This window comes from Psychrobacter sp. TAE2020 (assembly GCF_018919485.1).
Lineage (GTDB): Bacteria > Pseudomonadota > Gammaproteobacteria > Pseudomonadales > Moraxellaceae > Psychrobacter.
The window spans coordinates 1695368-1707887 of the sequence record NZ_JAHLMU010000001.1 but is presented as its reverse complement, the minus strand read 5'-3'; the positions used below and the strand labels follow the sequence as shown (position 1 = coordinate 1707887).

General features: G+C 42.3%; 9 protein-coding genes. 7 read left to right on the top strand and 2 right to left on the bottom strand.

All coding sequences use genetic code 11. The annotated features are described in order from the left end of the window. The 5 genes from KPY62_RS06895 (at position 1) to KPY62_RS06875 (ending at position 4365) form a co-directional block, all read left to right on the top strand. The gene (locus KPY62_RS06895; RefSeq protein ID WP_216581360.1) at positions 1-498 is read left to right on the top strand and encodes a type IV pilin protein; all 498 of its coding nucleotides are present in this window, start codon (positions 1-3) and stop codon (positions 496-498) included. Next, entirely contained in the window at positions 492-980 is a 489-nt protein-coding gene (locus tag KPY62_RS06890; RefSeq protein WP_216581359.1) for a type IV pilin protein, read from the top strand. The genes KPY62_RS06895 and KPY62_RS06890 overlap by 7 nt, the downstream gene beginning before the upstream one ends. A 482-nt stretch (positions 981-1462) precedes the next feature. Further along, entirely contained in the window at positions 1463-1909 is a 447-nt protein-coding gene (locus KPY62_RS06885; RefSeq protein WP_216581358.1) for a pilin, read from the top strand. Positions 1910-2044: 135 nt separating this feature from the next. Then, the gene (locus KPY62_RS13965) at positions 2045-2494 is read left to right on the top strand and encodes a pilin (RefSeq protein WP_216581357.1); all 450 of its coding nucleotides are present in this window, start codon (positions 2045-2047) and stop codon (positions 2492-2494) included. 383 nt (positions 2495-2877) lie between these two features. After that, entirely contained in the window at positions 2878-4365 is a 1488-nt protein-coding gene (locus tag KPY62_RS06875) for a fused MFS/spermidine synthase (RefSeq protein WP_216581356.1), read from the top strand. A gap of 326 nt (positions 4366-4691) precedes the next feature. Here KPY62_RS06875 and fdxA read toward each other — a convergent pair whose 3' ends face one another. Then, positions 4692-5015: a ferredoxin FdxA gene (fdxA, locus tag KPY62_RS06870; protein ID WP_201621748.1), complete on the bottom strand. Its 324-nt coding sequence runs from the start codon at positions 5013-5015 to the stop codon at positions 4692-4694. A gap of 108 nt (positions 5016-5123) precedes the next feature. After that, positions 5124-8429 (bottom strand): DNA mismatch repair protein MutS, encoded by a 3306-nt coding sequence (gene mutS, locus KPY62_RS06865; protein ID WP_216581355.1) that lies wholly within the window; start codon positions 8427-8429, stop codon positions 5124-5126. 493 nt (positions 8430-8922) lie between these two features. Between mutS and secA the strand changes: the two genes are divergently transcribed. Together secA and KPY62_RS06855 are read left to right on the top strand one after the other, a co-directional pair. Further along, entirely contained in the window at positions 8923-11730 is a 2808-nt protein-coding gene (secA, locus tag KPY62_RS06860) for a preprotein translocase subunit SecA (protein WP_216581354.1), read from the top strand. A 216-nt stretch (positions 11731-11946) separates the two neighbouring features. After that, positions 11947-12480: a hypothetical protein gene (locus KPY62_RS06855; protein ID WP_216581353.1), complete on the top strand. Its 534-nt coding sequence runs from the start codon at positions 11947-11949 to the stop codon at positions 12478-12480. The last annotated feature ends 40 nt before the right edge of the window (positions 12481-12520 follow it).

Genomic DNA, 12520 nt, shown 5'->3' with positions numbered 1-12520 from the left:
ATGTCTAAATGGTTAAATGATAAAACCCTGCAACAATCAGGATTTACTCTTATAGAACTAATGGTAGTCGTGGCAATTATCGCAATTTTGGCGACTATCGCCATACCAAGCTATCGAGTGTATGTGATTCGCAATGCAGAGTCTGATGTGCAGCGCAAAATGCTAGCGCTAACCAATGAGCTTGAACAATGGCGAGCCAAGGCGCTGACTTATAAAGGCTTTAAGCCTGATACTATTGCAGATAGTACAGGAGCTATTAACTGGCCCGCTACTAACCCAAGTTATATTATCCAACTAGGCCATGTCACTGGACCAGCGACATTTAGTACTTTGCATCAAGGAAATGCGCGCGCTAATGACTGGGTGATAATGGCTACGCCTATCACTATGACTAGTGCAAGCAATTTTAAGATAACTAGCCAAGGGTTACGCTGCGCTAATAAGTTGAGCTTTACTATTACTGCTGCAGGGTGTGGAGCAGGAGCGACGACATGGTGACATCATTACCAAAAACCGCCTATAAAGCACCCGGCAATAGTGAACCTAACGGTTTTACTCTTATAGAGCTGATGGTAGTTGTTGCGGTTATAGGCGTACTTGCAACCATCGCTTATCCTAGCTATCAAGGTTATGCACAGAGTATCAATCGTGCAGACATGATGAGCGAGATGCAACAAATCGCTCTGCGTATAGAGTCTAATAAAATCAACTATCGACGTTATGACAGAATACCGTTGGTTACTATCATGTCAACGGCACCTGCTGCTAATGGTAGTGTGCGCTTTCCGAGATCTGCTACAGCATTATATACGGTGACGGTCACTCCGAATGATGCTACTACTCTGTCTAGCAGGGATTGGACGATAACGGCAGTCCCTATAGTCACTCAACGTATGGCTACTGACGGTACTCTAACTCTGGATAATGCTGGAGAAAAATGCCGAAGTTCTGTCTGTGGCCTGAGTGATGAGTGGCGTTAAAACTCTAGAGGTAGTCCTTATAGATGATCTAATAACCATAAGACCGTATTGCCGAACATTGTCAGTATCAAGGTTTGTATTTAAGTAAAGCAAAGCTAAAATCTGACAAAAAGCGTCAGATTTAGGTATCTTCTGCAATCGAGTCACTTAAAAGTGACAAATTTTAGTAATAATATAGCAACACATAGTTTTAGCTAATACTCACTAGGGTTGATTTAATAATCTAAAAAAAGTGACTATCGCTAATGAAAGGTTATTTACAGCCTACAGGCTGTTATTTTTCCTCTATTAAACCATGAGCTAAGCCGTTAATAAGTAGGCGCCTAGATGTATTCCTGATAAAAAGAGTTGGCACACTACCTGCAATAATTATGATAAGACAGACAGTAGGATCAATAGTTCACTAGGACTGTCATTCATTTTATAAAAGGTGGTAAGTAATCTAACTTACTAGCCATCCAATCATCTTAAAGGACATGCTTATGAACGCTCAAAAAGGTTTTACCTTGATCGAACTAATGATCGTTATTGCCATTATCGGTATCTTGGCTGCGATCGCTATTCCACAGTATGGCAACTACACCTCACGCACTCGTGCAGCAGCTGCAGCTGCAGAGCTTGCTTCAGTCAAGTCAGCCGTTAACGAATGTATCGCTTTTACTGGTACTCTTGATGAATGCGACTCTGGCGAAGAAGGTATTCCAGCTAATACTGATTTTACTGCCACTAGAAACGTTACTTTAGCACCTACTGTAACTGATGGCATCATCACAGCAACTACTGGTGCAACAGATGCTGCAGGTAATGATTTAACTTATGAGAATACGCCTACGCTTGCTGCTGATGCCGCAAATATGATTTGGTTGCAGTCTGGTTCAGTTTGTAATGCTACTCGCGGCTTTAAGTCAGGTACTGGTGATTGCGCATAATCTTATAACTTAGATATCTTCAATTAATAAAAAAGCCAAACATCATGTTTGGCCTTTTTGTATCTACTGAGTGAACATTAAAGAGTGACATAATATCCTCTATAACAGAAACTATAAGTGATTGTAGGAGACATAATGAAAGCCACTACCCAAACAGGCTTTACCTTAATCGAATTAATGATTGTTATTGCAATTATCGGTATTCTAGCGGCGATCGCTATGCCGCATTACAGCAATTATACCTCACGTATTCGTGCTACAGCAGCAGCTGCAGAACTTGCTTCAATAAAATTAGCAGTCAATGAATGTATCGCTCTTACTAGTGTAATTGTCGGTTGTAACGCTGGAATCAATGCTATCCCAACTATTGCTGCGTTTAATGTGACTGATAACGTTACGGCATTAACCTCTATAGTAGATGGAGTGATTACTGCGACTACTGGCGCAACGGACATTACAGGCACTGGTTTAATCTATATGAATACGCCGACTGTAGTCAACGCTTCTATTATGATCTGGACCAATAATGGTACAACATGTAACTCTGCCCGCGGCTTTAAGTCAGGTACTGGTAATTGCTCATAATCTAGTGTTTAGGTATCGTAATGTAAAGGCGGCACTTTATGTTTAGTTTTTCCTAAGCAATAGGTTATAGCATCAGCAGTGTGGAATCATTGTATAAATACTGACTGTAGGTAAGAGTCATTTTATGCGCATAAAAGATTACTAGAAAAGCAATATATCTATAATAAGATTAAAATGACACTCTGCACTGGATCTTATAGGCTATCAATTACTGTACTCGTTAGCCTTCAGAGGCTTTACTAATCTTATTTTTGTTTGGTATCTCAACCCTCTTTATCACGCTACTGGTATTTTACCAATAGTTCTAATTATGATCGCTCTAAAATTATCTTCAATAGTGTAAACTCAGTGTACCAATAATAGTCACGCTGGCGAGTGGTTGTATGCAAAGAAAAGTCTTAGGAATATGTTTAGCCATCGCACTGCTTGAAGGCTTTGCTGGTCTCGGTATTGAGATATATGCGATTAGAATATCAGCGACTTATATAGGCTCATCTATCTCTATCACTGGTGTGATCTTGGCTATGGTGTTGATTGCGATAGCCGTTGGTTATTGGCACGGCGGGCGTTTATCACAAGATATCAAGACCCCGAGGCAAGCCTTATTAAAAGCGGGTCATGTATTGTCACTGTCCGCCATCTCTCATGCTATCGCTTGTATAGTTCAATTGCCTTTACTAGCGGCTATGACCTTAAGTACTAGCAATCCTATTATAGCGGCTATGGGTGTAGGTCTATTGTTCGGCATCGGCCTAGCTTTTGGCTCGACCACCATTCCTTTGATTACCCAATTCTTAACTTTAAAATATCCAAATAGTGATGGCGTCGATGCGGGTAAAAATGCTGGCATGATGGTAGCCATTACCACAGTCGGTAGCGTACTAGGCTCAACGCTAACGCCAATTTTATTATTGCCTTATATCGGTCTTATGAGCAGCCTGGCATTATTTATAACGGCACTAGCGCTAAGTGCTTATTTATGTACTAAGCTGGCTGTACAACTCTATAGTGATGATTATGCTAGTCAGCTGGCACCTAGGCAGAACTATCTGCTAGCGGTATCAGCCGTTGTATTAACCGCCGCTTTTATATTTCTTAGCAAAGTAGATACTGGCTATCAGACCTCAACTGGGGCTTGGTTTATTAAACAGATCATTTATAAAGATAAGCTAGCCGTCACTATTACCGATAAACCCGGACAATCAACCAGTAGCTGCTGGATCTACTTAACTAAGAAGAATTGTCATTGGTATGGCGAGATTACGGTAGCAGCTATCGAGCAAACTGCGCCTAGTACTTTAGTATTCTTAGGCGGTGCAGGTATGGGAACGCCAAGTGAAGTTGCCCATCATAATCCTGAGATGGCGCTTACGGTTATTGATATCGACAAGGATTTGCCAGACATTATCGAAGAGCATTTTTTAAAAGCACCAATAGCAGAAAATATTGAATTCATCGGCGATGATGCTCGTGGCTATTTGACTCGTAATCGCGATGCTCGTTATGATTTTATGCTCATTGACGCCTTTCAAGGTCGTTATGTGGCTAGCAATTTATATACCTTAGAAGCACTTAGCCAATTTAAAGAAAACAGTAAATATATCATGGCAAATGTTATAGGACAGCCGAATAGAGCGCATGGTTATACCCAAACGCTGTTTAGAAACTGGTATGAGGTGTTTGGAGATAGCGCTTATGTTCTAACTAAAAATGATAGCCCCAATCTACAAAATATTATGCTATGTAATTTTGCCTGTCCTGGTAGCCAAAGGCTTGTGCAAGTTGACTATTTTAATAGGCGTCAAAAGGTGCATACGGATGACTTGCCAAGGCTGGATAGATACTATTATCGATCTATTGAGATGAGCTAGAAAATAGTAAAGAATGATGTCGTATTCAACGATATCTACAAAAGCGCTGGGCTAAAAGCCCCAGCCTAAGGCAAGTATATCTTGTCAATTAAGGCTACTTATACATATTGATTGATAGTAAATATCGTATTTTAAAGTACAAAAAATAAAGCTAGATAATATCGTGTAGGCTGCGGCTGTGTTTAGCCTAGCAAACCCTCGTGCAAAATCATAATTTTGCATAGTGGAAAATCACTTATAAGCTGAATGATAAGCTGTACCCTATTATGAGACATAAAAAAAGCTGGGTTAAAAAACCCAGCCTATGGTCTAAACTTTTGTTGCAACTACTTCTCTAAATATTGAATCTTACCTTCAACACCATCCCACTTTTCGGCTTCTGGTAGTCCTGGAGTCATCTCAGTAATATTTGGCCACTTTTGTGCCAGCTCGGCATTGAGCTCAGTAAACATCTCCTGACCTTTAGGAACTTCATCTTCTGAAAATATAGCATTAGCTGGGCATTCTGGCTCGCATAAGGCGCAGTCGATGCACTCGTCAGGATCGATGACGAGGAAGTTCGGTCCTTCATAAAAGCAGTCCACCGGACAAACTTCCACGCAGTCGGTGTATTTGCAAAGGATGCAGTTATCTGTAACGACAAAGGTCATGGTGTTGGCTACCTGTTATTGGTTCGGCTGAGTGCTGAATAGAGTGAAGAAAATTCACATAAAAATAAAACGTATTTTAGCGCTTTTACGCCACTTTAACAATTCCCTTTAACATCTAATGAGTTGCTTAAGCTTATAAAGTAAGTCGTGAGCTTGTTTGGGTGTCAAAGCGTCAGGATCAGTATTATCTAAAGTGCTATGCAATGCAAGTAGCTGATTATATTGATTATTAGTATCATCTAAAATAGCCTGCTGTGGTGTGTTACTAGCTATTTTTTGTTCACTAACCGCATAACTCTGCTGGCTTTGGTCATTTACTGAATTAGCTAAGTCGTTTTTGTTATCAGCCGTCGCAACCTCGATAGCTGCTTTAAGGGTTAATTTATCAGTTGAGTTATCGCTGTTATCAGTAACGGTTAAATTATCAACTAAATAGCGTTTGGCATCAGCCAGTACTTCTGCTGGAATACCAGCCATTTTAGCGACATGGAGCCCAAAGCTGGAACTGGCTGCCCCATCTCGGATTTGGTGTAATAGTAACAGTTGACCATCGACGTCACTAGCAGCGACGTGAACATTGCGAATACCGTTAGCTTTATCATTATAGCTAAGGTCAGCCAACTGGGTTAGCTCAAAGTAATGAGTAGCGAATAGCGTCAAGCAGCCTATAGCCAACAGCTTATTGACGCAAGCATGAGCAATGGCTAGACCATCGGTAGTGGCGGTTCCACGTCCGACTTCATCCATTAGTACTAAGGATTTATTAGTGGCTTGATTGAGGATATTAGCGGTTTCTATCATCTCTACCATAAAGGTAGATTTGCCACCAGCTAAGTCGTCAGCCGAGCCAATACGAGTAAAGATACGATCAATATCGCCAATACGAGCGCTTGCTGCTGGTACAAAGCTACCGCAATGAGCGAGCAGCACTATCAGTGCCGTTTGGCGCATATAAGTTGATTTGCCGCCCATATTAGGGCCAGTAATCAGCAGTAGCCGTTCAGTATGTCTATTATCATTATTGCTGGCGCTGCCAAGTCGACAGTCATTAGCTACAAAGCTACTACTAAACTTTGTATCAATACTATTGAGACTAGCACTAGTTGGATTGAGTGCTGCTTCGACTACTAAGTGGCGACCAGCGATAATGTCGATGCTGGTTTGGCTACTGCCATTGTGGTTGATGCTAGTTTGGCTATGAAGCTGGTGTTGGCTTGTTGCTTGCTGATCAAAATTAATTTGATTTTGCTGATCGCTATCTTCACTATCTGTGCTGTTTTTAAAGGCGACCGACTTATCTAAAGAGTCGTTAGTCATCAGCGGACGTTGCCAGTTATAAGTACAAGCCAGTTGTGCCCAATTGGTTAACACATCGAGTTGGGCAAGAGCAGCACTTAACTGCTGTAGTGGTGCTAGATTACCGCTTAAAGTAATCAGCAGCTGCTGATAAAGTTCCTTTTCTCGAGCTAGCGCTAAGGTTTGCGCCTCCAGATACTCAGTTTCGACTTCTTTAAGTTCATCAGTAATGAAGCGCTCGCTATTTTTTAGCGTTTGCCGACGAATAAAGTGAGCAGGTGCATGCTGAGCTTGCATTTTTGGCAGTTCAAAATAAAACCCGCTGACTCTATTAAAACCAACTTTTAAGTTAGTCAGTTGATGAGATTGACGCTGTTGCTCGACCATCTCATCAAGGGTAGTCTGAATATTATCATGCAGATGGCTTAAGCGATCGAATTCCTCATCAAAACCCATTGCTAACATACCACCATCACGAATATGAGCAGGTGGCTCAACGAGGATAGCGTTATCAATCAGGTGCGCAGTCTGTTGCAGGACTGGCAGCCGGGCAGGCAATTGCTCGATTAGGCTAGTCAATAGGCAGTTCTGTCGACTAGTAGACGCAGGATCTAGCTCAATGGCACTAAGTAGCACGCTTAACTGATCACAATTAGCAATGCCATCAGCCAGCTTACGTAAGTCTCGTGGTTTAGCACTCATCAAGGCGATACGACTACTGATGCGCTCAATATCACCGATACTGTTTAAAGTTTGTCGCAGGTTTTGTACCAAAGACGGAGCTGCTTTACCGCTAATATTCGACGGCTTATCGTTGCTCAAAGCCTGTTGGTTTTTTAGCAAGCTAGTAATAGCTTCTAAGCGCTGATTGATCCGGCTATGTTGCCGCAATGGCCGTTGCATTTGTTGAACTAATAGACGTCGACCCATTGGGGTCTTGCAGTGATTGACTACTGATATAAGTGAAGTCCCATTGACACTGACTGGGCTAAATAGCTCCAAGTTTTGCTGACTGTTGGCATCGATAATTAAATAGTCATCATGGTGCTCAACAATCAGCTGATTCACTTGTGGCACATGGCGTTGCTGAGTCTGTCTGGCATAGTGGATAAGGGCGGCACAGCTAGTCTGCGATAGCGGCACATCGAGGATACCTAGCCCATCAAGGCGCTGTACATCGAACTGTTGGCACAAAGTCGTTGCGGCATGATCTCGATAAAAGTCATTAGCCGCCACTTCGATGATTGGACAGTCAAGATGACCGCGTAACCAGAGCATCCACTCTTCGCCGACCCTGTCAATCAGGGCTTCGCTGACGATACATTCACTGGGGGCAAAACGGGCTAACACCGTTAGCATTTGCTGCTGTAAGTCTTTAACGCTGTCAGTAGTCGTGCTGATGGTTGACAGTGAGCTTAAGGCTTGGGTAGTTAAGGTTCCTGCGGCTAAGTCCAGCTGACTGATGGCGGCTTGCCATAATCGCTTGCTGCCAGCTTTTGAGGCAGGGGCTGCAATATCAATAGCCACTACAGTAGGTCGATGATTAGGGGCTATCAAGGCGTCATCAGTGATAGTGCCAGCAGTAAGCGTTTTGACTACCTCACGACGCATGATACCAGTAGGTTTGCTGGCTTTGTTCATTGAGTCTGTAGCGCTATCTTTGTTAGCGTATTCCGGCTGCTGTTTGTTACTTTTAGCACCCATAGTAGGGAGTTGGCTAGGGGCAGATTCATCGATTTGCTCGCAGACTACTACGGTTTGTCCTGCAGCAATTAGCCTCGCCATATAACTGTCAGCGGCGTGAAATGGCACGCCAGCCATAGCAATAGTATGGCCAGCTTTATCAGTACCACGGCGAGTTAAGGTGATGTCTAGAATTTGCGCAGCACGTTTAGCGTCCTCAAAAAACAACTCGTAAAAGTCGCCCATCCGATATAGTAATAACGCTTGTGGATAGTTGGCTTTCATCGTTAGATACTGCACCATCATCGGGGTGTGATCGGCCAAGTCATAAACAGTATCACCGATAGTCAAACACTTAGAGGCTAGATTGTCTAAGATATGGTCAGATAGCGAGTCTGATAAATGTTTTTTCGGGGTAGTGGATTTAGCAGTCATGCACAGTCTCTTCTATTTCTAATAAGGGTGTTCTAACAAAGTAGGCTTGAACACCCTTGGATCGTTTATTTGTTGCTATTGAAAAAATAGTTTAACTAGGTGAGGGCAAGTGTGGAGGTGGATAATTGGCTAAGTAAAGCTATAAACTGGTAATAATAAAGGCTATTTTAACATGCCTTAGCACTAATTCACCTCAGCAAATATCTGCTTATTGCCCTTGTATCCAACAGCATCATAACCATATATAATGGCGGCATCCTTAATAGACGGCTAGCCAGTTGATTATCTTGCTAGCCAGTTGACGAATATTAATCAAATAATGATTGTCAGTTACCAACGGTCAAACGGGCAAGTAGCACTAATAATACCAGTAATGATAGTCAAGCAAGCTACGCTGCTAATAATAGTCGAATAACGACAGTGATAATAAAACAGCGGGCTAAGCTTTGACTACTGAACGTTAATCATCAAATATTCTTATAGGTTAAAAATTATGTTATCAAAGATTGTAGGTAGTGTTGTTGGTACTAAGAATGACCGTGAACTAAAGCGCATGCGTCGAGTAGTTATCAAAATTAACGCTCATGAGGCTGCTACACAAGCCTTATCTGATGAACAGCTACAACAGAAAACTGTGGAGTTCAAAGAGCGCTTTAAAAAGGGCGAGAGTTTAGATGCATTACTGCCAGAAGCTTTTGCCGTCTGCCGTGAAGCCTCGTTACGTATTACTGGCATGCGCCATTATGATGTACAGCTAATCGGTGGTATCACCTTACATGAAGGCAAGATCGCTGAAATGAAGACCGGTGAAGGTAAAACTTTGATGGCTACTCTAGCCATCTACCTAAATGGTATTAGTGGCAAAGGCGTACATGTAGTCACAGTCAATGACTATCTAGCCGCTCGTGATGCCGATTTGAACCGTCCTTTATTTAACTTTTTGGGTCTAAAAGTTGGCGTTATTTACTCGCAGCAGCCTGGACAAGAAAAAGTCGACGCCTATCAAGCTGATATCACTTATGGTACTAACAACGAGTATGGCTTCGATTACCTGCGCGATAATATGGTATTTAGTTTAAAAGACAAAAAGCAACGTCCTTTAAACTATTGTATCATCGATGAGATTGACTCTATCCTAATTGATGAAGCTCGTACGCCGCTGATTATCTCAGGCCAAGCCGAAGACTCATCACGGATGTATGCGCTGATTAATAATATTATTCCGCTATTAGTACGCTCAAAAGATGAAGAAGCCAATAAGAATAACGAAGAAGAAGACTTCTGGATCGATGAAAAGAACCGTCAGATAGAAATCAGCGAAAAAGGCTATGAAAAAATAGAGAGCTTTTTGATCGAAGTTGGTGAGTTAGGTCCTGAAGAAAGTCTCTACAGCCCTAGTCGATTACCCTTATTGGCTCACGTACAAGCTGCTATTCGTGCCCATCATATTTTTGTGAAAAACGTCCACTATATTGTTGATGATGGCGAAGTGGTCATCGTCGATGAAAACACTGGTCGTACTATGCCGGGCCGTCGCTGGTCAGAGGGTCTGCATCAAGCGGTTGAAGCCAAAGAAGGTGCTGAAATCCAAGCTGAGAACCAGACGCTAGCGACTACTACTTTTCAGAACTTTTTCCGTCTTTATGACAAGTTATCGGGCATGACAGGTACTGCTGATACAGAAGCGGCAGAGTTTAAGTCAACTTATGATTTGGATGTAATTGTTATTCCAACTCATATGCCGATTGCACGGGTCGATCTAGATGATCAAATATTTTTGACTAAGCTGGGTAAATACCAAGGTATTATTCGTGAGATAAAAGAGATTCAAGCCAAAGGAGCGCCAGTACTAGTAGGTACTGCCACTATTGAGGCCAGTGAAGAATTATCGTATTTACTCGATCAAGAAGGCGTGAAACATAACGTTCTAAACGCAAAGCAACATGAGCGTGAAGCTGAAATCATTGCACAGGCCGGTAGTCCTAAGGCGGTCACTATCGCAACCAACATGGCTGGTCGTGGTACCGACATTATCTTGGGTGGAAACTGGCAATCTTTCATTGAAGATCCTGAATCTGTCAGTCCAGAGGAGATGAAAGGTCTAAAAGCTCAATGGCAGATTAAGCATGACCAAGTGGTTGCGGCAGGCGGCCTACATATTATCGGTTCTGAGCGTCATGAATCACGTCGCATCGATAACCAATTGCGTGGTCGCGCCGGTCGTCAAGGAGATCCAGGTATGTCACGTTTCTTCCTATCATTAGAAGATGACTTGATGCGTATCTTTGCTGGTGATCGAGTAGTCAACATGATGCGCGCCATGGGTCTAAAAGAGGACGAAGCTATTGAACATAAAATGGTGTCTAAATCTATTGAAAATGCGCAAGGTAAAGTTGAGAGTCGCGATTTTGATGCCCGTAAAAATCTACTAAAATACGATGATGTTGCTAACGACCAGCGTAAAGTCATTTATGGTCAGCGTGATGACCTACTTGCTGAAACAGATCTTTTAGTCGCTATTGAAGTGATGACTAAAGAAGTTTACAACGCTATGATCAATCAGTTTATTCCACCAGGTTCGATCGATGATCAGTGGAATGTCGATGGCTTAGAGGATGAGCTTGAAAATGAATTTAAGTTGTATATGCCGATTAACGATTGGTTAGATCAAGACCGTCGTCTCGATGAAGAAGGCTTGCGAGCGAAAATTGTCGAAACTGCGTTAGAGCACTATCATCAACGCCGTGAGCAAATGGGTGAGGAGAGCGCCGCCCAACTTGAGCGTCATTTTATGCTGCAAAGCTTAGATAAGCATTGGAAAGAGCATTTGACCCAAATGGATCAGTTGCGTAAAGGTATTCACTTACGTGGCTATGCGCAAAAGAACCCAGAGCAAGAATACAAGCGTGAATCGTTCGAGCTGTTCCAAATGATGCTCGCTGCTATCAAATCAGAAACGGTACAAGATCTATCGCGAGTGCATATTCCTAGCAAAGCAGAGTTAGAGGCCTTAGAAGTACAGCAACGTGCAGATCGTGAGCGTATGCAAATGCAATTTGAGCATACCGATGCTAGTGGTATCAATGGTGAGGTTCAACAGCTAGCCGACACTAGCCAGGATACTCAGCCCGCGCGTAATAATGGTAATATGAGTGTCAACCTTAGTGGTGGTGCTGCTACTGCCAGTAATAATGTAGACAATACTGAGCCAAACCCTTATACCAATATGAATGTTAGTCGTAATGCTCCTTGTCCTTGTGGCTCAAACCTTAAATATAAACAATGTCACGGTAAGATTTAGTAGATATCACCTTTAGTATCAGCAGTTAACAGGGTTACTGCTGATTGTATAGTGTCCATTGTTAATAATAGCGATGGGCATTTTTTTGTTTAGCGAGTAGTCAATCTACTGTATAGTTATTGGGGGCGTGTTAAACAATCATTGCTTACAAATTGCAAGTAGGCGCTAATAGTTGGACACGCTATAGTATTTAGCATATCACTGTAGGAGTAGAATATGAATTTAGCATCACTAAAAAAAATCCGGTCGTCTGTTGTTACTGCGGGTTTACTAGCTAGTATGATTAGCATTAGCGCTTGTCAGCAACAGCCAGAACCAGAACCAAGCTTAGAAAATAATATTAATGCTGAACAGCCAGCACCTATGTCTGCAGATCCTGCAGAGCCAAATGATATAGTAGTGGCGACTGATGATGCCCCAGCTAGTGAAATAGCGGATGATACTATCGCTTCAGTAAATACTGGCGTTATTCAAATGCTCTATTTATGCGCACCTGAGCTTAAAGTACAAGCGACTTATAAAGATGAAGAAAACACGGTAGTGCTAGTGACTAATAAAGGAACAGTTAGTTTAGAACAGACTAACGAAGGTTCTAATCCTGAAGTGTTTGAAGGCGCAACAGCGATGGATGGTACGGAAGGATTTGTACAGTGGCGAGTCGCCCATACCGAACGTGAAACTGGAGTAATACGTACCGCAGGTGCCGATGAGTCTAAAGTCGAAACTTATCAGTGTAATAAGACCGGCTAATTATAAGTTTAGTAGCTTGTTAAGCTACTGAGAGTACATC

Bases quoted from the DNA above. Each gene is read 5' to 3' on its own strand.
- KPY62_RS06885 (WP_216581358.1), top strand. From the start codon at position 1,463: ATGAACGCTCAAAAAGGTTTTACCTTGATCGAACTAATGATCGTTATT.
- KPY62_RS06875 (WP_216581356.1), top strand. From the start codon at position 2,878: ATGCAAAGAAAAGTCTTAGGAATATGTTTAGCCATCGCACTGCTTGAA.
- KPY62_RS13965 (WP_216581357.1), top strand. From the start codon at position 2,045: ATGAAAGCCACTACCCAAACAGGCTTTACCTTAATCGAATTAATGATT.
- KPY62_RS06890 (WP_216581359.1), top strand. From the start codon at position 492: ATGGTGACATCATTACCAAAAACCGCCTATAAAGCACCCGGCAATAGT.
- fdxA (WP_201621748.1), bottom strand. From the start codon at position 5,015: ATGACCTTTGTCGTTACAGATAACTGCATCCTTTGCAAATACACCGAC.
- secA (WP_216581354.1), top strand. From the start codon at position 8,923: ATGTTATCAAAGATTGTAGGTAGTGTTGTTGGTACTAAGAATGACCGT.
- KPY62_RS06855 (WP_216581353.1), top strand. From the start codon at position 11,947: ATGAATTTAGCATCACTAAAAAAAATCCGGTCGTCTGTTGTTACTGCG.
- mutS (WP_216581355.1), bottom strand. From the start codon at position 8,429: ATGACTGCTAAATCCACTACCCCGAAAAAACATTTATCAGACTCGCTA.
- KPY62_RS06895 (WP_216581360.1), top strand. From the start codon at position 1: ATGTCTAAATGGTTAAATGATAAAACCCTGCAACAATCAGGATTTACT.